The 22031-nt window shown below is 68.3% G+C and carries 23 protein-coding genes; 10 read left to right on the top strand and 13 right to left on the bottom strand.

Features of this window, described 5'->3' with window-relative positions:
- From QMO76_RS03960 to QMO76_RS03945, 4 genes are all read right to left on the bottom strand, one after another.
- Positions 1–237 carry a VOC family protein gene (locus QMO76_RS03960; protein WP_372341904.1) on the bottom strand — a complete coding sequence of 79 codons (237 nt, stop codon included), beginning with the start codon at positions 235–237 and terminating at the stop codon, positions 1–3.
- A 219-nt stretch (positions 238–456) separates the two neighbouring features.
- Positions 457–828, bottom strand: coding sequence for a DUF742 domain-containing protein (locus tag QMO76_RS03955; RefSeq protein WP_306359782.1), 372 nt, complete (start codon positions 826–828; stop codon positions 457–459).
- Complete coding sequence (locus QMO76_RS03950; RefSeq protein WP_306359781.1) at positions 825–2789, bottom strand: ATP-binding protein; 1965 nt, start codon at positions 2787–2789, stop codon at positions 825–827. Before QMO76_RS03950 ends, QMO76_RS03955 begins: the two co-directional genes overlap by 4 nt.
- A 258-nt stretch (positions 2790–3047) precedes the next feature.
- Entirely contained in the window at positions 3048–3278 is a 231-nt protein-coding gene (locus QMO76_RS03945; protein ID WP_306359780.1) for a hypothetical protein, read from the bottom strand.
- Here QMO76_RS03945 and QMO76_RS03940 point away from each other — a divergent pair.
- The 3 genes from QMO76_RS03940 (at position 3277) to QMO76_RS03930 (ending at position 4695) form a co-directional block, all read left to right on the top strand.
- On the top strand, positions 3277–3540 hold the full coding sequence (locus tag QMO76_RS03940) for a Scr1 family TA system antitoxin-like transcriptional regulator (RefSeq protein WP_306359779.1): 264 nt from the start codon (positions 3277–3279) through the stop codon (positions 3538–3540). The genes QMO76_RS03945 and QMO76_RS03940 overlap by 2 nt on opposite strands.
- Positions 3537–3758, top strand: a complete 222-nt coding sequence (locus tag QMO76_RS03935) for a DUF397 domain-containing protein (protein ID WP_306359778.1) — start codon at positions 3537–3539, stop codon at positions 3756–3758. Before QMO76_RS03940 ends, QMO76_RS03935 begins: the two co-directional genes overlap by 4 nt.
- Before the next feature lie 283 nt (positions 3759–4041).
- Entirely contained in the window at positions 4042–4695 is a 654-nt protein-coding gene (locus QMO76_RS03930; RefSeq protein WP_306359777.1) for an LppP/LprE family lipoprotein, read from the top strand.
- Positions 4696–4797: 102 nt separating this feature from the next.
- Here QMO76_RS03930 and QMO76_RS03925 read toward each other — a convergent pair whose 3' ends face one another.
- The 6 genes from QMO76_RS03925 to QMO76_RS03900 form a co-directional block, all read right to left on the bottom strand.
- On the bottom strand, positions 4798–5100 hold the full coding sequence (locus QMO76_RS03925; protein WP_306359776.1) for a DUF6342 family protein: 303 nt from the start codon (positions 5098–5100) through the stop codon (positions 4798–4800).
- 316 nt (positions 5101–5416) lie between these two features.
- Positions 5417–5812: a D-ribose pyranase gene (rbsD, locus tag QMO76_RS03920; RefSeq protein ID WP_306359775.1), complete on the bottom strand. Its 396-nt coding sequence runs from the start codon at positions 5810–5812 to the stop codon at positions 5417–5419.
- 29 nt (positions 5813–5841) lie between these two features.
- Positions 5842–6780 carry a ribokinase gene (locus tag QMO76_RS03915; protein WP_306359774.1) on the bottom strand — a complete coding sequence of 313 codons (939 nt, stop codon included), beginning with the start codon at positions 6778–6780 and terminating at the stop codon, positions 5842–5844.
- A complete protein-coding gene (locus tag QMO76_RS03910) occupies positions 6777–7544 on the bottom strand; it encodes an ATP-binding cassette domain-containing protein (RefSeq protein ID WP_306359773.1) in 768 nt (255 codons plus the stop codon). The genes QMO76_RS03915 and QMO76_RS03910 overlap by 4 nt, the downstream gene beginning before the upstream one ends.
- Before the next feature lie 8 nt (positions 7545–7552).
- Positions 7553–8509, bottom strand: a complete 957-nt coding sequence (locus tag QMO76_RS03905) for an ABC transporter permease (protein WP_306359772.1) — start codon at positions 8507–8509, stop codon at positions 7553–7555.
- 17 nt (positions 8510–8526) lie between these two features.
- Entirely contained in the window at positions 8527–9549 is a 1023-nt protein-coding gene (locus QMO76_RS03900) for a substrate-binding domain-containing protein (protein WP_306359771.1), read from the bottom strand.
- 158 nt (positions 9550–9707) lie between these two features.
- Between QMO76_RS03900 and QMO76_RS03895 the strand changes: the two genes are divergently transcribed.
- A complete protein-coding gene (locus QMO76_RS03895; RefSeq protein WP_306359770.1) occupies positions 9708–10712 on the top strand; it encodes a LacI family DNA-binding transcriptional regulator in 1005 nt (334 codons plus the stop codon).
- A 112-nt stretch (positions 10713–10824) separates the two neighbouring features.
- Here QMO76_RS03895 and QMO76_RS03890 read toward each other — a convergent pair whose 3' ends face one another.
- Complete coding sequence (locus QMO76_RS03890) at positions 10825–12045, bottom strand: MFS transporter (RefSeq protein WP_306359769.1); 1221 nt, start codon at positions 12043–12045, stop codon at positions 10825–10827.
- 74 nt (positions 12046–12119) lie between these two features.
- Between QMO76_RS03890 and QMO76_RS03885 the strand changes: the two genes are divergently transcribed.
- Positions 12120–12971 (top strand): TetR/AcrR family transcriptional regulator, encoded by an 852-nt coding sequence (locus tag QMO76_RS03885; protein ID WP_306359768.1) that lies wholly within the window; start codon positions 12120–12122, stop codon positions 12969–12971.
- Between the two features lie 36 nt (positions 12972–13007).
- On the opposite strand, the gene QMO76_RS03880 is transcribed toward QMO76_RS03885, so the two are convergent.
- The gene (locus QMO76_RS03880; protein WP_306359767.1) at positions 13008–13448 is read right to left on the bottom strand and encodes a hypothetical protein; all 441 of its coding nucleotides are present in this window, start codon (positions 13446–13448) and stop codon (positions 13008–13010) included.
- A gap of 253 nt (positions 13449–13701) precedes the next feature.
- Here QMO76_RS03880 and QMO76_RS03875 point away from each other — a divergent pair, with 253 nt between their 5' ends.
- The 5 genes from QMO76_RS03875 (at position 13702) to QMO76_RS03855 (ending at position 20835) form a co-directional block, all read left to right on the top strand.
- On the top strand, positions 13702–14004 hold the full coding sequence (locus QMO76_RS03875) for a dihydrofolate reductase family protein (RefSeq protein ID WP_306359766.1): 303 nt from the start codon (positions 13702–13704) through the stop codon (positions 14002–14004).
- A gap of 256 nt (positions 14005–14260) precedes the next feature.
- Positions 14261–16234, top strand: coding sequence for a hypothetical protein (locus tag QMO76_RS03870; protein ID WP_306359765.1), 1974 nt, complete (start codon positions 14261–14263; stop codon positions 16232–16234).
- Position 16235: 1 nt separating this feature from the next.
- Positions 16236–17720, top strand: coding sequence for a hypothetical protein (locus tag QMO76_RS03865; RefSeq protein ID WP_306359764.1), 1485 nt, complete (start codon positions 16236–16238; stop codon positions 17718–17720).
- Entirely contained in the window at positions 17717–19180 is a 1464-nt protein-coding gene (locus QMO76_RS03860; RefSeq protein ID WP_306359763.1) for a glycosyltransferase, read from the top strand. The genes QMO76_RS03865 and QMO76_RS03860 overlap by 4 nt, the downstream gene beginning before the upstream one ends.
- A complete protein-coding gene (locus QMO76_RS03855) occupies positions 19177–20835 on the top strand; it encodes a glycosyltransferase family 39 protein (protein ID WP_306359762.1) in 1659 nt (552 codons plus the stop codon). Before QMO76_RS03860 ends, QMO76_RS03855 begins: the two co-directional genes overlap by 4 nt.
- Here QMO76_RS03855 and QMO76_RS03850 read toward each other — a convergent pair whose 3' ends face one another.
- A complete protein-coding gene (locus tag QMO76_RS03850; protein ID WP_306359761.1) occupies positions 20836–21969 on the bottom strand; it encodes a beta-mannosidase in 1134 nt (377 codons plus the stop codon).
- Between the last annotated feature and the right edge of the window lie 62 nt (positions 21970–22031).

Below are 22031 nucleotides of genomic sequence, written 5' to 3'. Positions count from 1 at the left end.
TCATTCGATCTGTTCTGCCAGCGCGATGAGGATGCCCGCGGGGCCGCGCAGGTAGCAGAGGCGGTAGCTGTTCTCGTATTGCACCAGGTCGCCGAGGAGTTCGGCACCGTGGGGGCGCAGGCGGGCGAGGGTTGCGTCGATGTTCTCGACGGCGAACATGATGCGGTGCATGCCGAGGGTGTTGGCCGGCGGGTTCGGGTCGGCGTCTCGGGCTGGGGGTGACTGGTATTCGGTCAGTTCCGAGTCCGAGCGCGGCGAAGAATGCCGTGGCCGCCGCGAGGTCGTCGATGACGATCGCGATGTTGTCCAATCGCTGAATTGTCCCGGGTTGGCGGCTGTGCGGGTCGATGTCGCCCATGATGGCTCCCTTCGGGGCGCACCGCGGGTCAGATGGGGCGTGTGTATTGGCGCTTGGTTCGAACCACTCGGTTGTAGCAGCGCCTCGAGTCGAAGGAATTACAGTGCCTGTATCCCTTTCAGGACCGCACGGAGCACGGTGAGGTCATCGGAAGAACCCGGGCCGACGGCGGGAGCGCGGAAGTCGAGGACGCCGTCACCGATGAGATCCCCGACCAGGATCTTGGTCGCGGTGATCGGCAGGTGCAGCCGGGCGGCGATCTCGGCCACCGAGAGTGGCGACCGAGTCATCTCCACGATGGCAGCGTATTCGGGTTCGGGGCGGCGCAGCCTGCCGAGGCTGGAAGCCACCACTCGGGTGACCATGTCCACATCGGTGCGACGGGTCCCGGATCGGCCACGCGTCACCGCGTAGAGCCGGACCACCGGCCCGGCATCCTCGTCGTACCACGAATCCTGTGAATCGTTCATGAGTACTCGGGCTGCGCCGGAATTCGCCGCTCTTCGACAGGATCGGCAGCGCTTGCATCCGGAGCGGAGGTCGTGAGCGAATTCGGGATCAGCACGATAGCCTTCACGCCGCCATAGTCGGATTCCGTGAGCCGCACTGTAATACGGTGGCGGGCCGCCAGTTTCGCGACCACGAACAAGCCGAGCCGGATATCTCCGGCCAGGGTCGCGACGCTGAAATCCGGTGGCTGTGCCAGCAGCGCGTTGCGGGCGGCCATATCCTCCTCGGTCATACCGAGGCCCTGATCGGAGATCTCGATGGCGATTCCCTTGCCGACCAGACCACCGGTGACCTCGACGGGCGACTCCGGTGGGGAGAACGTGGTGGCATTGTCGGCCAGTTCCGCCAAGAGGTGGATGATATCGGTGACGGCGGATCCGACGATCTGTGTCTCCGGCAGCTTTCGGACATGAATTCTGGTGTAGTCCAGCGATTCCGCGCCCGCACCGCGAACCACATCGATCAGCGGCACCGGATTGCGCCACTTGCGTCCCGGCTGTTCTCCGCCGAGCACGATGAGGTTCTCGGAGTTGCGCCGGGCGCGAGTCGCCAAGTGGTCGAGCTGGAACAGCAATTTCAGCCGGTCCGGTTCCGGTTCCTCCCGCTCGGCCTTGTCCAGCAGGGCCAGCTGGCGGTGAACCACGCCCTGGGACCGGTGGGCGATCTTCACGAACACCGCGTTCACGCCCGCCCGGGTCTTGGCCTCGGCCACCGCCGCGTTCACCGCCGCCCGGTGCGCGCGGTTGAAAGCGTCTGCGACGTGGCCGATCTCGTCGGACCCGAAGTCCAATCGGTCGGCGTCCTGATCGAACTCCTCGCCGGCCGATAGTCGGCGGATGGTGTCCGGCAATCGTTCATCGGCCAATTCCAGCGTGTCCCGGCGTAGCCGGCGCAGGCGTGCGATGAACCGGTTGGCCAGCACCAGCGCGCCGAGGAAGGCCAGCAGCGCGAGCGAGAGTACACCCGCCCCGGCGGACAGCGAATTCCGCTCGAGCCGATTGCCTCGTTCGGTCGCCTCGAAATGCGCGTCGACACTTTGGGTTTCCCACAGGCTCAGCAGATCGCGCCGGACCTTGCCAGCGACCTGCTGCCACTCGGTCAGCGTCAGCGGTAGCGGATCGGCGGATTCGCTGGAGGATCGACCGCTGTCGTCGGCCGCGGCGACCGGGCCGCGCTGGATGATCGCGTCCTCCATGGCACGCAGCCGTTGCCATTCAGTGCTCGCGGTAAGCGCCTTCCATTGGTCGAGGTGCGCCCCCTGCAGCACCGACCCGATGTAGGCGATCTCGCCGCGTCCGTCGCCGATGTATCCGGTCAATTCCACCAGCAGCTCCGGCGACAGCTCCCCGGTGAGCATCATCAGCGAGCCCAAACCGCTTGTCTGTGAGATGGATTCGGCGGCACGCAGCGCATGCACCGACTTGTACAGCTCGACCGCGATATGGGATTCGGGCGCGACGTCCGCCGAGATCAGCCAGCCGTTGACGATGGCCGCGACCGCCATGCTGTACGCGGTGAACGCGTCCGCGGCCGGAATGGCGCGCGCATCGATCGCGGCCCGCAGGGCCGGCACCTTCTGGCCGACACCGACCCGGAAGAACCCGTCCTTCAGGTCGGGCCGCAGCTCCGACAGGGCATTGGCCTGGGCCACCACCGCCGCGTACCCCGCATCGGACTGCTTGCGCGCCGCCGGCAACGCGAACCCCGCCGAGTCGTCCCCGGCCAGGAACAGCAGTGAAAGCCTGCGTTCCTCCTGGAATGCCTCGATCATCATGATCGACGGCCCAGAGGTGCCGCGCGCCAGTTCAGCGAACCGATTGGCCTCGCGCCCGCTCTGCACCAGGTAGGCGGATCCGCCGACCCCAATCGCGAGCAACGCGATACTCGGAATGAGCACGATGACCAGCACTCTGGTCCGCACGCTGGCAGTCCGCCGCCACAGTGCTGAGATCTCATGGAGGAATCTGCTGCCGATCACCGAATTCTCGCCTACTCACAGGTCTGGCTATTTGCCAGCGGTGATCGCAAAGCTAGTCACTGAAACGCCACCCCCGCAACACTTTCACCGATTAGCAGCATCCGAATTCACAGGGATGTCAGTCAACCGGGAGACCGGCATGGGAAGCCGGATCACAGCGCCACCTCGACTGCATGGGTACCAGGTCGACGGCGAGGAAGGTCAGTTCACAGGCACGATGTGGTGGCCGATGAGGTCTTCCACGGGTCGCCCGGCCTCGCTTCGGCCCGGGGGTTCGGCGCCGTCGAAGATGGCGTCGAGGATATCGGCGTGATCGAGGGTGGCGGGCAGGCGGTGAGATGCGCGGGCGCTGACGATAACCGAGTGCAGTACGGCGGCGTAGAGACGGGAGCGCGGAATGGTCAGTCGCCAACCGCGGCGTTCGCGTTCCATGCGCGTCCTGCCCTATACGGCGGGTACCCCTCTAGGTGATCTGACCGGGCCGTTCACGATCTTGGACTTCGGCGACGCCAACCACCAGCCTGACGAACCATCGGTGGTGTATGTCGAAAGCTACACCGGCGCTATGTACTTCGACGATCGCGATAGCGTTGCGCGCTACCGCGCAGCGCACGACGCCATGCGGCGAGTAGCGTTGGACGCGCGGCAGAGCCGCGACCTGCTTCGGCACATGAGCAAGGGAGCCAGAGCATGAACGTCGACCTGTCCGAGGCTCAATGGTTCGAGGCTCAATGGTTCAAGAGCAGCTATAGCGGCGGCAGTCAGGATTGTGTCGAGGTCGCGTATATTGCGGCAAGCGCGGTCGGCGTGCGCGACTCCAGGAACCCGTCCGGACCGGTCCTCATCTTCGCCCCCGAAGCGTGGGATGCCTTCACCGCCGGTGTCGCGGGTGGTGAGTTCGATCGCCCGTAGGCGTGTGCCGTGACCGCACACTCTCCGGCCTGACGGTGTCGCCTACCCCGAGGCCGTCGACCACACCGGCGGGTCGACTCGACGAAGCCGCCGCGACTCGGCTGAGCAACGTCAGGTCGTCGCCGGTTGGCCCGGTGGCGGAGTAGGGCAATCACGTTGGTGTACTGCGGTTTGCGATCTTACTGAGGCATGACCACACAAGGCATGACCATACAATTGGGGGCGTAACCGGCGGCCTTCCCGGACCGACACCCGAGTGGGGACGAAAATCGGGAGGAAATCAATGAACAAGCTCATCGGTACGGGGCTGGCGGCCTTCTTGGTGGCCGGTGCGGTCGCGGGCTGCCAGGACACCACGACACCGCCCGGGCCCGGCGCGCCGACACCCGGCCCCTCGGAACCGGGCACGGTGCCCGGGACCGCCGCGCCGACGGACACGTCGCGACCGGACCAGCCGCCGGTCACGACGCGTCCGCCGGTCGACGGCATTCCCGCTACCGCGGGCAATGGTCTGTGCGTTGATCCAGGGTCGGGTGTGGTCGGCGCGGCGATCGACTCGCTCGGGCCGACAGTGGGCGGTGATTCGTACAGCGTCGACAGTGCCATCGACGCGGCGGTCGGGTCGTGCCCGGAGCTGCTCTGGGTGCTGGCGACGACGCCGGGTGGCACGGCCAGTTCGCCGTACCACGTGCTGTTCTTCAACCACGACGGGTATCTCGGCACCGCGACGTCCAAGGCCACGTCGTACACGAGTGTCGTCGGCTCCTCCGACCGCGCTGTCCAGGTGCAATACCGCTGGCTGACCGGTGACGATGCCAACTGCTGCCCGTCGGGCGGTCCGACGGTCATCACCTTCACCCTCGGTTCGGACGGCAGCACGGTCACCCCGAACCCGTCGATTCCGGACGAGGTCGCCAACCCCGGCGCTCCCCGGTAGCGGTTCGCCCGAATGCTGAAAAGCCAAGTCGTCGGGCCACTCGCACGCCTCTCCGAGCGCGTACGGGTGGCCCGACTGGTTATCGATGCGGAACCTTGCCGACTAGGTGTACTTCAGATCCCCGGCTTCCTGGATCAGCCGCCCGGTGATGTAGAGGTCGCCATTGGAATCCAGAACGGCGATGATCTTCTTCATGCTGCCGTGGTGGGTGGTGAAGAAGATCTTGTCGGCTTCTTGGCTGGTGCTGTAGTTTGAATTGACCGAGAGTTCGATGCTCACCGGAGAGCTGATGAGTACATCCTTCTTCGGTGAACTCGGGTAGCACTGATTCTGCCGCAGCCGGATTCGGCCGTGCGTATCACCCTCGTTCCAGTCGGTCGCCAGGCCCAGATCGATGTCGGGCATGCTGATCACCTTCCTTGACTCCCCCGGAGTGTGTCCCCGGGAGCTGTGGCGAAGCGCCGTTGCTTCCAGGCTTGGCGGACCGCGCCGATTGCGGTCCGCAGGTGCCGCGCGGCGTGTTGCGGAAGTCGGGTACCGATAGGTATCGAGCCGAAGGCGAGTGCCTTGCTCGAATGTATCGCGCTGCAATGAAGTATAGATAGTGAGCGTGCAGAAGCGTGGTCGTTTCGAAAGCTCATTCGCGGTGAATTCCCTTGTGGGAGAGAAATATAGCTGTAAACGCCCGACCGGTTCCGTTGTTACGACCGCCGTGGGCGCGTCATACCGACAACCACGGCACCCCCGCGCGCAGCAGCACATTGGCGTAGGGCTGCGCCTCGCCGGTGCGGACCACGAAGCGGCACTGGGCGATGCGGGCCTTGAACTCGGAGTGGTCGAGCAGCTTCGCCTGTAGGCGATCGGTGAGCAGGGCGGCGGCGTCGGGGTTGTGGGCGGTGACATCGCCGCTGCCCCACGCCGCTTCCACGGTGACCTCGCTCAGAATGAGGTCGAGCACCGGCTCGAAGCGGGGGAGACCGTAGCTGATGCCGAGGTCGATGACCGGGACGTCGGCCGGAACGGGGAGGCCGGAGTCGCTGACGGCGAACAGATCGGTATGGCGTAGCGCGGTGAGCGCCGACAGCAGGTCGGCGTGGATGATGCCGGTGGATCGCACGGTCGAATTCCTTTGCGGGGCCGAAGTGGTCAGAACGGGCGCGTGGCCGGTGGGACGGTGTCGAGGGCGGCGGTGATCTGCTCGCGGGTGGGATAGGCGGTATGGGTGCCGGGGGACTGGACGGCCAGTGCGGCGGCGGCGGTCGCGAAGGCGACGCCGGTGGGCAGATCGTCCCCGCGAGCGAGCGCGGTCGCCAGTGCGCCGACGAAGGCGTCCCCGGCTCCGGTGGAATCGGTCGCGGGGACTCGCGGAGCCGGCTGGTATCCGCCGACGGCGGTGCGGCCGTCGCGGCGGACCCAGACCGCCCCGGCCGCACCCAGGGTGGCGACCACGGCGGGAACGCCGCTCAGGCACAGCTCACGCGCTTGGTCGAACGTCTCCCGCGGTGTCGTCGCGCTCGTGCCGGTGAATGTCGAGAGCTCGGTTTCGTTGACTATCAACGGATCACACCGGTGCAGCAGATCGGTGGGCAGGGTGGCGGCGGGGGCGGCGTTGAGGATGAAGCGTCGTGCGCGCCGCGCCGCCCAGGCCACCACTCGAACCGGCACCTCCAGCTGTGCCACCACCACCTCCGCGTCCGCGACGAGCCGCGCCGCGACCGAGGCGTCGAGTTCCGCATCGGTCTCCCACCGGAAGTTGGCGGCCGGGTCGACCACGATCTGGTTCTCACCCCCGGCGACGGTGATATAGGCCGTACCGGTGTGCGCGCCGGGCACCTCGCCCACGGCGTCGAGTCCGATGCCGTACTCGCGCAGGGACTTCCGTAGCGAAGGGTCCGGATCCGCGCCGATCCTGGCCACGAACTCGACGTGCCCACCCGCCTTGGCCGCGGCCACCGCCTGGTTGGATCCCTTGCCGCCCAGATTGGTTCGCGTACCGATGGCGAGGGTGGTCTCACCGGGCGCGGGCAGCCGCGGCACCTCGCACACCACGTCCCGATTGACCGAACCGAGCACCACCACCGTCACGAGGCCACCTCCGCGGCGACGTCGAGATTGCCGGGCGCGGCACCGGTGATGAGCGCGACCAGCCGGTCGCCGTCCACCTCGTCGATACGGTGTGCGGCAACGGATCTGCCGCGCCGCAGCACCACCACGTTGTCGCAGATGCGCAGCACCTGGTCGAGATCGTGGCTGATGATCAGCACCGTGACGCCGCGTTCGCGCAGGCCGCGCACCAGCTGTTCCACCGCCGCTGTCTCCCGGACTCCCAGCGCGGCGGTCGGCTCGTCCATGATGACCATGGACTTGCCCCACGCCACCGCCCGCGCGATGGCGATGCTCTGGCGCTGACCACCGCTCATCCGCCGCACGGTGGTGCGCACCGACGGCACGTCGACATCCAGATCGCGCAGGATCTCCCCGCTGCGGGCGATCATGGCCTTGCGATTGACGATGCCGAGCGGATACACCAGCTCACGGTTGAGAAACAGGTTCTGCCAGACGGTCAGATCGTCGATGAGCGCCAGATCCTGGTAGACGGTCTCGATGCCCATCCGCCGGGCATGCTCCGGCGAACGCAACCGCACCGGCTCGCCCCGGAACAGGATCTGCCCGGTATCGGGCGGCTGCACGCCGGTGAGGCAGCGCACGAGCGTCGACTTGCCCGCGCCGTTGTCGCCGACCAGCGCGGTGACCTCACCCTCGGGAATCGTCATGCTGACCCCGGCCAGCGCGCGCACCGAGTCGAACGACTTGGTGAGACCTCGCGCCTCCAGTAGTGGAATCTTCATGCCCTGACCTACTTTCGGAAGCGGGCGATGCCCGCGGCGAGCAGCAGCACCGCGCCGACCGCGACCGGCTGGTAGTACTGCGAGATGCCGAGAATGGTGAAGCCGTTGATGAGCGAGGTGAAAAGTACCGCGCCGCAGACGGTTCCGAGCACGGATGCCTTGCCGCCGGACAGCGAGGAGCCACCCAGCACCACGGCCGCGATGGAACTCAGCAGATAGGTGGTCTGCAACGACGGATCCGCCCCGCCGTTGCGGGCGACCAGCATGACACCGGCTATGCCGCAGAGCAATCCGGACATTGCGTAGGCGAACAGGCGAATCCGGTTCACCGGAATGCCGGTGTCGCGGGCCGCCTCCAGCCGACCGCCGGTCGCGAGCAGGTGGGTGCCGATCCGGGTCCGGAAGATGATCACCGCCACCGCCAGCGCGGCCAGCAGTGCCAGCAGCCAGAACCAGCGCACCGGGCCGATGCCGTCGAGTGCGAGCCGTTGCAGGAACTGGGAACCGACCGCCTGCGTATTGCCGTGGGTCAACAGCAGGGTGATGCCGTTGAGCACGCTCAGCATGCCGAGGGTGACCACGAAATCGGTCATGCCCAGGCGGCCGACGAGCACACCGTTGACGACGCCGACCGCGAGCCCGCCGAGGATCGCACCGGCGATGCCGATCGCGAGTGGCTGGCCGTGCGCGGTCAGATAGCCGAGAATCGCTGCGGCCCAAGGCAGATTCGCGCCGACGGAGAGGTCGATGCCACCGGCCGTGATCGCGAACTGCTGGCCCAGGGCCAGCACGGTCAGAATGGTCGATGCGACCAGCAGGTCACCGATATTGTCCAGCGTCAGGAAGTGCGGGGTGGCGATGAAGAACACCACCCAGAGCACCACCAGGGCCAGCGGGGCCGCGAATTCCGCGATTCTGGAGAGGATCTCGGTGTGCCCCGCGCGCTCGCGCGAGTCGACCGACACGATGTCCACGGTGGCCGTCACTTGTCCAACAGCCCTTCGATCGGGTTGTCGAAGGCGACGATCGGGCGCGGGAACGACGCGATCTGCTGGTCGACATTGTCCGCGCCGATGAACGCGATCGGGGCGACGACTCGCTCGGGCAGCGTCTTGCCCTGGTGCAGCGCCAGGCACCCCTGTACGGCGAGTTGGCCTTCGGCATAGGGGTATTGGGTCACGGTGCCGTACAGGTCGCCGGACTTCACGGCGTCGAGCGCGGCCTGTATGCCGTCGACCGAGATCACCTTGATCTGCTCCGACTTGCCGGCGTTCTTGATCGCCTGCGCCGCACCGAGGCCCATGGTGTCGTTGGCGGCGAAGACGCCGGTGATGTCGGGATGCGCCCGCAGCATCGCCTCGGTGACCTGCAGGCCCTTGTCCTGCTCGTAGTCGGCGGGGGCCTTCTGCACGATATCCAGTGTGCCCGCAACGGCGTCGCTGAAGCCCTGATCACGGTTGATGCCGTTCTGCTCGCCCGCGATGCCCTGCAGCATGACGACCTTGCCGCTGCCGCCCAGCGCCCGCACCATCCGCTCGCCCGCGATCCGACCGGCATCGAGATTGTCCGAACCGATGAAGCTGGCGTAGCTGACGCCCGCCGCCTCGGACGCCTTCGGGTCGATCCGGGTGTCGAGGTTCAGGATCGGAATGTCCTTGCGCGCGACCGGCGTCAGCGGAGTGATCACATTGGTGCTGTTGACCGGGACCACGCCGAAGCAGTCGTACCCCCGCGCCGCCATGGTGGAGATCTGGGCGTTCTCGCCGTCGGCGTCGGTCTCGGACTGTCCGGCCTGGACATCGACCCGCACGCCCAGCGCGTCCGCCTCGGCCAGCGCACCGTCGCGCAGCGCCGCCCAGTACGGGTTGGTGAAATTCCGGGTGACGATCGCGATCTTGAAATCGTCGGAGCCGGAATCCGCACCGCGGCCGCAACCGGTCGTCAGTGCGGCGACCGCGGTGACCAGGGCGACAGGTATCAGAGCGCGGCGAAATCGTGCATTCATCGTGAACCGACCTAATCTGTTTCGTAGTATCAACTCGTGTTGATCAACACGAGTTGATGACAGTGTGTGATGCGGGTCACGAGCTGTCAAGGGGCTGGCCGTTCACCGTCGGCCGGTTCGATGCTTGGATGGACGGTGCGCGAGAAGGAGATAACTCGATGGCGGTCACACGGGCCGACGTGGCTCGGCTGGCGGGTACGTCTCCGGCGCTGGTCAGTTATGTGATCAACGGTGGGCCGCGGCAGGTCGCCCCGGCGACCCGGGCTCGGATCGAGGCCGCCATCGCCGAACTCGGCTACCGGCCCAATATGTCCGCGCGCAGCCTGCGCACCAACCGCGGTCACGCCCTCGGCATGGTGATTCCGGACGGGGCCAATCCATTCTTCGCCGAGCTGTCCGCGGTGATCGAGGCGGCGGCGTTCGCGCGCGGATATCCGCTGTTCGTCGGCAATGCCGCCGGAGATCCCGCGCGGGAGCAAGCCTATGTTCGCTCGTTCATCGACCGGCGCGTCGAAGGGCTGCTGGCGATCTCCTCCGCCTGGGAGACCGGTATCGCCGATGCCTGCGAGCAAGCCGGGATGGTGCTGGTCGCCCTGGACCGCATCATCGACCCGGCCCGGTGCACGCATGTGCTGTGCGATTCGGTCGCGGGGGCGCAGCAGGCCGTGGACCATCTCATCGACCATGGTCACCGCCGAATCGCCTGCCTGAGCGGGCCGCATGTCTCCACGGCCGAGGACCGGGTGCGGGGATATCGGAATGCCTTGGCGGCCAAGGACTTGCCTGAAGGGGCGATCGTGCGCACCGATTTCGGCGGTGCCGCGGGCTATCACGCCCTGGCCGAGTTGATGGCCGGTCCGGACACTCCGACCGCCGTATTCGTCACCAGCGATCTCCAGGCCATGGGGATGCTCCGCGCCGCCTACGACGCTGGCCTGCGGGTTCCCGGCGATCTGGCCGTGGTGGCCTTCGACGGCATCGAATACTCCCGCTACACGCGTCCCGGCCTGACCACCATGGTCCAACCGGCCCGCCGCATGGGCGAACTGGCGGTGGACCTGCTCCTCGGTCAAATAGAAAGCAGCGCACCCGATCCCGGCATCATCCGCCTCGCCGCCGAACTGCGCACCCGCGGTTCCTGCGGCTGCCCGGACGAATTCTGACGCTGCCCGGATCGGGGTCGACGGCGGGTGGTGTGGGGCTACCGCCGCCGATGCGGCGGTAGCGGCCGCGCTCCCGGCATCCGTGTGGGGAGGCGGCCGCTACGGTGGCGGCTCAGGCCGCGACCACCCCGCGCTGGAGGCGTGCGCCCAGCAGGGTCAGGCCCAATGCGATGAGCAGCAGCAGCGCCAGGGTCCAGGCCAGGGCCGAGAATCCATGCGGTGCGGCGACGGCCGCGATGATCGGGCCGATGGTGGCGCCGACGTAGAAGCTGAACATGGCGACCGAGGAGGCCGCGGCCCGGGCCTCGCCGCCGAGTTCGCCGGTGGTCTGGAGGACGGCGGGCGCGATGACGCCGAGCCCGCCGACCAGGATCGCGAGCAGCACGGTCAGGATGCCGATATGGCTGCCCTCGAAGGTGGCGGCCACCATGGCCACCGCGGCGACCAGCGCGCCGAGCACGATCTGATTGTGTTTGGTGAGCCGGGCGAGCGGCACGGCCAGCAGCGGCAGCGCCACCATGACCGGCAGCGCGCCCGCGCGCAGGGCGAGCAGTTCGCCCGAGCCGTGGACCAATCCGGTGATTTCGATGCCGGTGTAGACGCCCACCATGACGGCCATGGACAGCGCGCCCGCGATCAGCAGGGGGAGCAGCGGCGTGATCCGCAGTACCGCGGGCACGGTGGCGTAGCTGTGCAGCAGCGGCCGGTCCGTGCCGGTCGGCGCATCGGCGACCATGACCGCGCGCAGTGCCAGCGCCAGCGCCGCGAAGGCAACCGCCGAACCGAGGAACATGGTGCGCCACGGGAACGAGGCGACCACGGCCTGGGACGCGATCTGCGCCAGTACCGTCGCGGCCAGGAACGAGGTGGCCACCGACATGGTCACCACGGCGCGATGCCCGGGCGTGATCCGGGTGGCGACATAGGCCATGATCGCGGGCGGTATCGAGCCGACCACCAGGCCCTGGACGACCCGCAGGCCGATGGCGAGCGGCGCGCTGAGGGCCAAACCGGTCAATAGGGTGACCACTGCGGCCGCGAGCATGCCGGTCATCAGCACGCGGCGATGGCCGTAGCGGTCCGACAGCGGGCCGAAGGCGACGAAGCCGCCGGCGTAGCCGAAGGCGAAGGCGCTGATAATCCAGGTCATGGCGCCCGCGCCCACGTGCCAGTCGGATTGCATGGCACTGAACAGCGGAATCGGTATGTACATCTGCCCGGTTGCCAGCAGGGCGGACAAGACGAAGACCGGCAGCGTGCGCGCGGTGTGCGCGCGGTGCGCGGCGGTCGAGACCTGGGTGTCGGTCGGATTCGGCAGGGTGGTGGTCGGCATGGAGACGACGGTAGGACGTCCAGGACCATCATGTCAACCAAACAGTTGGATTGCTGGATGTTAGAGTCGCAACCATGAACGCTCCGGCCAAACGCAGTGACGCGACCAGATGGGCCCTGCTGTGCGCGGCTCGCGCGGAATTCGCCGAGTACGGCCTGGCGGGCGCGCGCGTCGACCGCATCGCGGAGGCGGCGGGGGTGAACAAAGAGCGCATCTACGGCCTGTTCGGCAGCAAGGACAAACTGTTCGACGTCATCCTCATCGACACCATGCGCGAATTCCTCGACGTGGTGCAGCCGCTGTCGGAGACCGAACCCGGTGAGTACGTCGGGAAGCTCTTCGACTACCACCGCGAGAATCCGCAGCTGCTGCGGCTGCTGCTGTGGGAGGGCCTGCACCGCGGCGCGGACGCGCACGATATCGACGGCTGGCGCGCCGAACACTACGTGCGCAAATTCGAACGGGCACAGGAGCAGTTCGGCGTGGACGCGCGCCGCGCCGGGCTGGTGCTGCTCGCACTGTGCGGGCTGGCCAACTGGTCACTGGCGGTGCCGCAGACCACCCGGCTGCTGCTCGGCGAGGCGGCCGACGACACGGAGGCCACCAAGCGGTTCATGGCCGATTTCGCGCGGTCGGCCATGCGCGGGTCGCGCGGGGACCTCGAGGCGGTCAATGTATTGACCGGTGGTGATCGGGGCGAGGAGCCGGGCGCTCCGGACGGGGAGGACGCGGTGGACCGGGCCGCCCGCCGCCTGCGCGAGGCGCAGGCCGCCGCGGACGCCGCCCGCGACGAACTCGCCGCCGCGCTGCGGGCATCCCGCGCCGGCGGCGCGAGCGCGAACCAGCTGGCCCGGCAGGTCGCCGGTACGCTCTCGCGGCCGGTCGTCCTGAAGCTGCTCGCCGATCCCGACACCCGCGAGCACTGACGGGCCGCCGCCAGGGGGCCGGGCCCTGCTCGCGGGCTATCCGGAGATGCTCGGCAACGGGCAGCCGAAGCTGCCGGTGGCGGTGCTCGCGGCGACCTGGACAGTCAGCGAGGGCAGGGTGAACACGTCGTCGCCGCCCCAGCTGCCGGTGGCCGTGAGCACGTGCTGTCCGGTGGTCTCCGGTGTCCAGGACACCTGCGCGGCCTTGCCGATCAGGCCGCCGCCCACCGTGTCGGTGCCGATCTCGACGCCGTTGTCGAAGAAGGTGATCGGCAGTCCATTGCTCGAACTGCTGCCGCCGCCGACCATGTCGCCACTGGTGACCGAATAGCTGCAACCTACCTTCGGATTCGATTCCGCCATGTCGACATAGCCCGGACCGTCGGCCGCCGCGTGCGGCGCCAGCAGCACCAGCACCGCGCCGATTCCGACGGCCGCCGTACCGAATGTGGCGCCGCGCACCCGAGTTGTCACCATGAGATCCCTTCCGGCTGTGTGGTTCTCCACCCCGAATAAAGTGAAATTAACATCCTTCACATTTGCTCGCGGTGGATTCACGCAACCGGCGACGGTGTCGACGATGCGCTCACACCGGCTGCCCACGCAGTGGCAGTGGAGCATCGGTGAAGCGTCGGCCGATCCGGATCGGCCGCGGTGAGCAGGTCGGCCAGCGGTCGTGCGGTCCTGACGAATCACCCTGCGATGGATCGCGATTCAGATTCGCGGCAGGGTGTCGGGCTCAGCGGGTGATGCGCTTGCGGTATTCGCCGGGCGCGACGCCGTGGAATCGGTGGTGACCTCCGCGCTCTCCAGTGGATCGCGCACCGCCGCGAGCAGACCCGCCCCGGCGGTGAGGCCTGCGGCCAGGGGCGAAGCCGAGCTGCTCGACGAACTGGAGCTGATGCTCTACCCGGTGGTCGCGGGCAAAGGGGCGCGACTGTTCACCGAGAGCGGGCTGCTGCGCCGCCTGGAACTCGTCGGCTCGCAACGCACCGGCAGCGGCATCGTCATCAACACCTATCGCCCGGCCTGATCGACCACGCCGCCGATCCGCGCGGAGGCGGAGTCCCCGCCGTATCGGCAGCGGGTGTCCTCCCGGGACGGCACGAGCATCCGAGCCGTGTCGGCGGGTGGCTCGAACCCGGCTGACCGGCGACCCGGCGGGAGCCATGGCATGCCGCAGTGGCCTCGGCGCATGACATATAGTAATGCGACACTTGGTAGCTGATAGTTAGCTTCGGTGGGTGACTTGGTTCGGATTCCGGGTTGTCACGTTCAGGAGGCTGCTGGTGGCCCTGTCTTCATCGCGTTCGCGGCGGCGTCTCTTCGGGTCGGTCGGCGTGCTGGTGGTGAGCTTCGTCGTGGGCGCGTCGGGGCTGGCGGGGGCGCAGCCGACGGAGCTCGACCCGCCCCCGCCGCCCCCGGCGGAGGCGGTGCCGGCGGCGGTACCGCTGTCGACGCTCGGCATGGGGCGCGTGCTGGCGTTTCCGGGACAGGAGCACGAGGTGGCGCTGACGCTGCCGGTGCTGCCGGGGCTGGCGCCGATGGAACTGGTGGGGACGGTGCAGCTGCCGCCGTATGTGGCTCGCGGAACGCTGGAGGTGACATCGGGGGATCGACTGCTGGATCGGGTGGATCTGCCGCTGGAGCGCAATGCGCCGGTGCGGCTGTCGCTGGCCGGTGCGGAGGTCGAGAACAGCGCTATCGCGGTGACGCTGAGTTCGGCGCTGGTGCCCGAGGCGGGAACCTGCATCACCGACTGGCTCGGGCGGCCGATGACGTTGTCGGATCCCGCCGTGGAATATTCCGGCCGGGAGGCGCAGCCGACCACGGTCGCCGAGTTCCTGCCGCCCGTGCTGCGGCGGGTCACGGTCTACCTGCCGGAGCGCCCGTCGGAGGTGGAGAGTGCGGCCGCCTTGAAGATGCTCACGGCCGTCGTCGCCCGCTACGACGGCCAGCCGGTTGCCGTGGATTTGCGGCCGATGGGCGGCGGGGCCGCCGTGCCGGATCATGCCCCGGAGTTCCTGGAGCGGCAGATCGCCATCGCCGAATCCGCCGACACCGGATTGCGGCTCACGGCCGACGGTCCCGGACCGCTGCTGACGGTGTCCGGCACCCGCGACACGCTGCCCGACCAGATCCGGCTGCTCACCAGCGACCTCGCGCGCATCGCGCTCACCTCGGGGGCCACGGCGGTATCGCTGCCCGCCGCGCCGCAGCTGCCGCCGGAGGTCAGCACGTTGAGCGATCTCGGTGAGACACGACTCAGCGCCACGGCCGTCGGCGTGGTGAGCGTCGACATCGGCATCGACCAGTCCCGGCTCGGCCGCCCCACCCGCGATATCCGCGTGCGCCTGCTGGGCAACTACACCCCGCTGCCGCAGACGCTGAACGGCCAGATCACGGTGACCGCCCGCGACCGGCAGATCGACAGCTGGCCGGTGGACGCGAGCGGCCGCATCGAACGCTGGATCGAGATTCCGGACGAACTGCTCGGCCGGTTCACGACACTGACGGTCACCCTGGCGCAGACCGGTCTGACCCACGGCTGCGGTTTGGAGCAGCCGGTTGTGCTGACCATCGACCCGGCCAGTGAGATCACCGGGGTCGAGGCGAAACCGCCGGTGCCCCCGGGCTTCCAGGCTCTGCCGCAGGCGATGCTGCCCACCGTGCGGGTCGGGATGCGCGATCCCGGTTTCGCCGATACCCGCCGCGCCGCGCGCATCCTGGTCGGCATGCAGCGCTTGACACCGGTGCCGTTGCGGCCGGAGCTGGTGTCGTTCGACACCGCGGTGCGCGGCACCGATCCCGCCGTGCTGATCGCCGCCGACGGTGATGTGCCCGAGTCGATTCGACCGCCGCTCAGCCGATCCGGCGATCAGATCACCGTGTACAGCGGACCGGCGCGCGCCGAACTGCGCATCGATCCGCTGATTCCCTTCGGCTCCCTCCAGACCATCTGGTCGAATGACCGCACCGTACTGGTCGCCACCTCCACCGAGGAGCCCGAACGGGTGGACCGCATACTGGACTGGCTGGACGGCGATCCGGACCGCTGGTCCCGGCTCACCGGGAATGTGCTGTACCAGACCGGCGATCGCGATCCGGAGTACTTCGATCCGCACGAGGTGATCGTCGGCCGGCCCGGCGACTCGGCCGATATTCCGGTCGCCCGCATCCTGACCATCGTCGGAGCCGTGGTGCTCGCCCTGGGTCTGGTCGCGGGCCTGCTGATCCTGGCTCGGCGTCGGCGCGACCACTGACATGAACGCGAAAGTGTCGGCACGGCGGTCGAATCCGGCTGCCGCGATGGTCGCCCGGGGGACGCTGATCGCCGTGGCGGTGGTGGTGGCCTTCCGGGGCACGGTGCTCGAGATCACCGAGGACATCGCGCGGGGCTCATTTCTGGGCTATCTGATGCTGATGCCCGTGCTGGCGGGATTCGCGGCCATCGGCATCGCACTGCGCCGAGGCGGTGAGCTGCCGATCCACGATCGGCAGACCGACGTCATCGTCGGTCTGATCGGCGTGGCCCTGTCCATGGCGGTGGTGGGTCTGCTGGTGGGTCGCTACCGCTACCACTACGAACTGCTGCACCTGGATGTGCTGGCGGCGTGGTTGTTCCTGTTCAGCGCCTGTGTGCTGGTGTTCGGACTGCGGCCGACCTGTCGGTTCTGGCCGGTGTGGCTACTGCTGTTCGGGGCCGCGCCGCTGGTCTACGGTGTGACGCTCGCGGCCCTGGGTGGCGGCGATATCGCCGCCGGGGTGGTCATGATCCTGATCGCGGCCGTGACGGCGGCCATAGCGACGGGGCGCACCGTGGCCCGTGGCTGCGCAGCCGCCGTCATCGCCCTCGCCGTGGGCGGGCTCTGCCTGCTCGTGCTGCACGCCGCCCTGCCCGCCGCCCGGGGCATCGTCTACCAGGCCGTGCCGTCGGTGACCGGCCTGAGTGCGGCCTGTGCGGTGATGTACCTGTACCAGTGGCGCGGCGGGACGCTCGAGCCGTTGGACCGGCCGCTGGCCGCGCTGACGGCCGGACAGTCGTACGGGGCGCTGGCGCTCGTCGTATCCGGCGCGGCGGTATTGGCTCTGATTCCGGTGTACGAGGATTACGGCATCGAATCGCCGGAGGTCGCCGGGCTCACCATCATGGGGTCGCACCCGGTACCGCCGGGCTGGCAACTGCTCAGTGAGGACGAATATCCCTGGGCTCGACGCTATCTGGGCTCGGAATCGACGCTCACCAGGCAGTTGATTCGCGCAGAACATGGCAATCCAAACTGGGACAAGGAATCCCGCCGCCGTCGCGTCGTAGTGGATACGGTGCGCGGTGAAGATCCGTACAGCATCAACAATGTCCCGGAGTTCGTGCTGTACCGCCTCCAGCAGCCGCGGATCAGTCCACCCACCTTCATCGATCTGGGCCACGGTGTCACCGCCCGGCTCAATGTCGTGCTGGACGACCGCAGGCTGCTGAGCTGGACCTGGCTGAGCTGGAACTGGAGTGGCGCGGGCGGATCGGAACGGATCGCCCTCATCGCCGCCGACAATCACCTGTCCGACGCGGAATTCCCGCCGCTGCAACCCCATTTCACCGCCTACCTGGGCAACCTCACGAATCAGCTGTTCCGCGGCAATGCCGTTGTCCTGGACAGTCATTCGTATGCCGTCGAGGCCGACCTGGCCCCCAAGGACGAGGACCTGCTGACCACGGTCGCCCGAGCCATGGTGGGGGCGAGAACGTCATGACCGCCGTCGATCCGGAATCCCCGGAGTTCAAGGCCGCGGCCCTGCACGCGGCGGTGCACGGGTTGCGTGAGTCGGATCCGCTGGCCTCGGCCGCGGTGGCGTTCCTGCCGTGGCAGCGCGCGGCATTCCTCGCGCTGGTGCTGGCGGTCGCGGTGTGCGCGGTGTTGTTCCCGCTCGTCACCGGCACGGTGCTGGTGGCACTGTGCACGCTGGGGTATCTCGCGGTACTGGGTGACCGGGTGCTGATCTTCACCCGCGGGATGGCCCGCGACGCCATCATGACCGTCGACGACGCCCGCGCCCGCGCATTGCCCGCCGATGAACTGCCGCCCTACACCATTCTGGTGCCCGCCTACGGCGAACCGGAGGTGGTCGGCGATCTCGTCGCCGCGCTGGAGTCCATCGAGTACCCGCGTGACCGGATGCAGGTGCTGCTGCTCCTGGAGGAGGACGACGAACCCACCATCGCGGCGGCTCGGGCGGCTGGAATCGGTTCGGGCGGAGCCGAACACATCACCATCGTGCTGGTACCGGCCGCCGATCCGCGCACCAAGCCGAAGGCGTGCAACTATGGATTGCGCCGTGCCACCGGCGACATCGTCACCATCTATGACGCCGAGGACATCCCGGATCCGCTGCAACTGCGCCGCGTGGTCGCCGCCTTCCGGGAACTGCCGTCCACGGTGGTGTGCGTACAGGCCAAGCTGGCCTTCCACAATGCCCGGCAGAATCTGCTCACCGCCTGGTTCACCATGGACTACGGGCTGTGGTTCGGCTATCTGCTGCCCGGCCTGATGCGCAGTTCCGCCCCGATTCCCCTGGGCGGCACCTCGAATCACTTCAAACGCGACGTGGTTACCGCCATCGGGGCGTGGGATCCCTACAACGTCACCGAGGACGCCGACCTCGGCGTGCGCATCGCGGCCCGCGGCTACGCCACCGCGGTCATCGACTCCACCACGCTGGAGGAGGCCAATCCCGACCCGATCAACTGGATTCGGCAGCGTTCTCGATGGTACAAGGGCTATTTGCAGAGCTGGCTGGTGCACACCCGCCGTCCGGTGCGGCTGTGGCGGCAGATCGGGACCGTCGCCTTCCTACGTTTCACGCTGTTTCTGGCGGGCACGCCGATCATCGCCTGCCTGAACCTGGTGTTCTGGGCGATGAGCCTGGCGTGGATTCTGGGTCAGCCCTCGGTGATCGAGCAGCTGTTCCCGGCCGCCGTCTACTTCCCGGCCCTGGTCGCGCTGGTGCTCGGCAATGCCGCGACCATCTACATGAACCTGCTCGCCTGCCGGGAGAACGACCGCCCCGATCTGCTGCTCGCCTGCCTGACCTCACCGGCGTACTGGCTGCTGATGAGTATCGCCGCGACCAAGGGCTGCTGGCAGCTGTTGCGCAATCCGTCGTACTGGGAGAAGACCTTTCACGGTCTCGGTACGGCGGAGAAGAACGCATGACACGCCTGCGGTCGCACGCGGCGTCGGCGGTCTTCGTCGCCACGAGCCTGCTGTACCTGATCACCGGGTGGCTGGTGACGGCCGGCCACGGCTATCTGATGGGCGACGCGCTCAGCCGGGTTTCGGCCGCCCAGGCCGCGCTGTTCAGCCGCGATCCGCACCTGTCGGCCATCGGCTTCGTCTTCACCCCGCTCACCGCGCTGGCGCAGCTGCCCGCGGTGGCGCTCTCCCCGCTGCTGCCCGGCCTGACCACCTGGGGCCTGTCCGGGGTGCTCATGACCGCGCTGTTCATGGGCGGTGCGGTGACCACCGTCTACGGCATCGGCACCGATCGGGGCGCGCCCGCGTGGCTCACCCGCGCGGTGACGGTGCTGTTCGCACTCAATCCGATGATCCTGTTCTACGGCGGCAACGGGATGAGCGAGGCGCTGTTTCTGTTCTGCCTGTGCTGGGCGATCCGACGGCTCATGCGCTGGGTGCGCACCGACGGCGCGCACGATCTGACCGCCTGCGGCATCGCCCTCGGCCTGGGCTATCTGACCCGCTACGACGCGCTCGCCCCGGCCGCGGCCGCCGGTGCGTTCGTCGCCGCGTGCACGCTGTGGCGGCGGCGCGGCGAGGCCCGGCGCTGGTGGGCGACGGCCATGGATGTGTGTCTGGTGCTCGCGCCGGTGGCGCTGGCCTTCTTCGTGTGGGCGGCCACCAGTTGGCTGATCACCGGTCAGGCATTTCAGCAGTTCACCTCGCAGTACGGCAACACCGCCATTCTGGAGCAGTCCGGCGCGACCGCCGCGGGCGATTCGACAGCGGCGCTGGAGTATTCGATCGCCGCGATGCTGGTACTCGGTCCGGCGCTGCCGCTGCTGGTGCCGATGGCCGGAGCCCTGGGAATTCGTCGCCGCGATCTCCAGGTGCTGGTGCCCATGCTGCTGTGCGGTGCCGTGCTGGCCTTTCAAACCCTCAGCTACGCAACAGGTTCCACCTTCGCGTTCTTGCGTTTCTACATAGCCGCGATACCGCTGGCGGCCGTGCTGACGCTGCTGCTCGCGCCCGCCCGCGGACAACCGCCCAGCCGCCGTCTCGGCGAGCACGCGACGGCCGTGGCGACTCCGCGCTCGGTGCCGGTCGGCGTGCCGGTGGCCGCCGTCCTGGTATTGGCGGCCGCGCTGCCGCTGACCACGCTCGGCATGAACAGCTCGCGCTTGGCCGTGCAGGAGTACGCGCTGGGCGCGGCGCTGTTCCCGCAGCCGGACAATGCCTCCGAGCGTCACGCCGATCAGCGTCGGATCGCCGCGACCTTCACCACGGGGCGCAAGCTCGCGCGCTATCTGGACTCGCTGGGACTGCCGCCCGGCGCGGTTCTCATGGATACTTTGTACGGCTTCTCCGTAGTGGTCGCCTCGGAGCGGCCCGACCAGTTCGTGGTGCCGTCCGACCGCGATTTCGTGCGCATCCTGAACCGGCCCGCCGAACGCGGGGTGCGCTACATCCTGGCGGTGCCGCCGACCGGGCGTGGCGTGTCGGACGCGGTGAACCGCAGGTACCCCACCATGTTCGAGAACGGCGCGCAGATAGCGACATTGGAGCTGGAGATACCGGCCGACGGTGCGAGCGAACCGGATTGGCGGCTCTACCGGGTGCTGGGCGCGGGCTGATCACCCGGCGGTGATGCGTTCGGCCATCAGCTCCCACAGCGGGTCGTCCGGTCCCACGTCGAAGGTGCACGCGTCGGTCCGCGGGTCGGGGACGAAGGCCCAGACCAGTGCCCCGGCCGCCCCGGCCGCTCGCTGCCCGGTCATCTTGCGATCGACCGCGTCCCGCCGTGCCGGGAGGCTGCGGCAGCTGCCCGCCGCGACCCCGATCTCGGCCACCAGCAGCGGCTTTCCCAACAGCTCGGCTTGATCGAGTCGAACGGCCAGGCCGTCGAAGGCGTCGCCGGGGACCGCGATGTCCTCCGCGCCGTAGTCGTGGAATTCCAGGACATCGATGAACGGCGAGGCGCCGACCCGAAGGAACTCCTCGCCCGCCGTCCCGCACTGCCCGCCGCCGATGAATCCGGCGAAGACGAGCCGTCCCGGATCCAAGCGGCGGACCAGCGCTCCGGATTCGTCCATGAAGGTACGGAGCACGGCCGCGGCGTCGTCCGGGCAGGAGCGATGATCGTCGGCGCAATCTCCGGCGCAGACGCCCGGCTCCGGTTCGCCGATCACCTCCCACCCGGCCACCACCGGTGAACCGCGCCACCGCTGTACCGCCGCCCGGATCCAATCGCGGGTGCTCAGTACCACGCGGCCCTCGATCGGCCTGACCTCGGTCCATCCCCGCGCGAACCATTCCCGCTGCTTGAAGGTCTCGTCATCGCAGGCCCCGTCCTGCGGAACCAGCACCGGCAGCACCAGTTGCGCATGTCGTTCCGCGGCGGCGAACACGGCGTCCACGGCGCGGAAGTCCAGCGCACCAGTCGTCTTGTTCACCGCCAGCGCCTGGAAGACATTGAATCGGGTGAGGGAATGGCGCGGCAGCCGTGCGAAGAACTCGTCGAGATTCACCTCCGCGCCGCACCCGAGATTGACCCCGTAATCGGTGGCGAGCTGGGGAGCATTGAAACCCGCCGGCCACCAGGGTTTCCCATTGAGCAGCAGCCCGGATGCCGCGGCGCTGACCGCCGCCTCGGCCGCCGGCGGTCCATCGGGAACGACGGCATCCGGCGCATCCGGGCCGCCATCGGCGCATCCCGCCCCGAGACACAGCGCGGCGAGGACGGCGAGAACGCGAACACGTGCGGACAACGGACCTCCTGGCAGCGAGGCGAGCGGGGTCGGCTACCTTCTCACGATCGCAGATGTACCGA

Source organism: Nocardia sp. CC227C (genome assembly GCF_030767025.1).
In the GTDB taxonomy this organism is placed as follows: Bacteria; Actinomycetota; Actinomycetes; order Mycobacteriales; family Mycobacteriaceae; genus Nocardia.
Note: the sequence above shows the minus strand (reverse complement) of the source record. Positions and strands in the feature narration are given on the sequence as shown.

Excerpts from the sequence above, each read along its gene's own strand:
- QMO76_RS03860 (WP_306359763.1), top strand. The coding sequence starts at position 17,717 with ATGACCGCCGTCGATCCGGAATCCCCGGAGTTCAAGGCCGCGGCCCTG.
- QMO76_RS03855 (WP_306359762.1), top strand. The coding sequence starts at position 19,177 with ATGACACGCCTGCGGTCGCACGCGGCGTCGGCGGTCTTCGTCGCCACG.
- QMO76_RS03885 (WP_306359768.1), top strand. The coding sequence starts at position 12,120 with ATGAACGCTCCGGCCAAACGCAGTGACGCGACCAGATGGGCCCTGCTG.
- QMO76_RS03955 (WP_306359782.1), bottom strand. The coding sequence starts at position 828 with ATGAACGATTCACAGGATTCGTGGTACGACGAGGATGCCGGGCCGGTG.
- QMO76_RS03945 (WP_306359780.1), bottom strand. The coding sequence starts at position 3,278 with ATGGAACGCGAACGCCGCGGTTGGCGACTGACCATTCCGCGCTCCCGT.
- QMO76_RS03890 (WP_306359769.1), bottom strand. The coding sequence starts at position 12,045 with ATGCCGACCACCACCCTGCCGAATCCGACCGACACCCAGGTCTCGACC.
- QMO76_RS03865 (WP_306359764.1), top strand. The coding sequence starts at position 16,236 with ATGAACGCGAAAGTGTCGGCACGGCGGTCGAATCCGGCTGCCGCGATG.
- QMO76_RS03900 (WP_306359771.1), bottom strand. The coding sequence starts at position 9,549 with ATGAATGCACGATTTCGCCGCGCTCTGATACCTGTCGCCCTGGTCACC.
- QMO76_RS03935 (WP_306359778.1), top strand. The coding sequence starts at position 3,537 with ATGAACGTCGACCTGTCCGAGGCTCAATGGTTCGAGGCTCAATGGTTC.
- QMO76_RS03930 (WP_306359777.1), top strand. The coding sequence starts at position 4,042 with ATGAACAAGCTCATCGGTACGGGGCTGGCGGCCTTCTTGGTGGCCGGT.
- QMO76_RS03910 (WP_306359773.1), bottom strand. The coding sequence starts at position 7,544 with ATGAAGATTCCACTACTGGAGGCGCGAGGTCTCACCAAGTCGTTCGAC.
- QMO76_RS03895 (WP_306359770.1), top strand. The coding sequence starts at position 9,708 with ATGGCGGTCACACGGGCCGACGTGGCTCGGCTGGCGGGTACGTCTCCG.
- QMO76_RS03925 (WP_306359776.1), bottom strand. The coding sequence starts at position 5,100 with ATGCCCGACATCGATCTGGGCCTGGCGACCGACTGGAACGAGGGTGAT.
- QMO76_RS03880 (WP_306359767.1), bottom strand. The coding sequence starts at position 13,448 with ATGGTGACAACTCGGGTGCGCGGCGCCACATTCGGTACGGCGGCCGTC.
- QMO76_RS03940 (WP_306359779.1), top strand. The coding sequence starts at position 3,277 with ATGCGCGTCCTGCCCTATACGGCGGGTACCCCTCTAGGTGATCTGACC.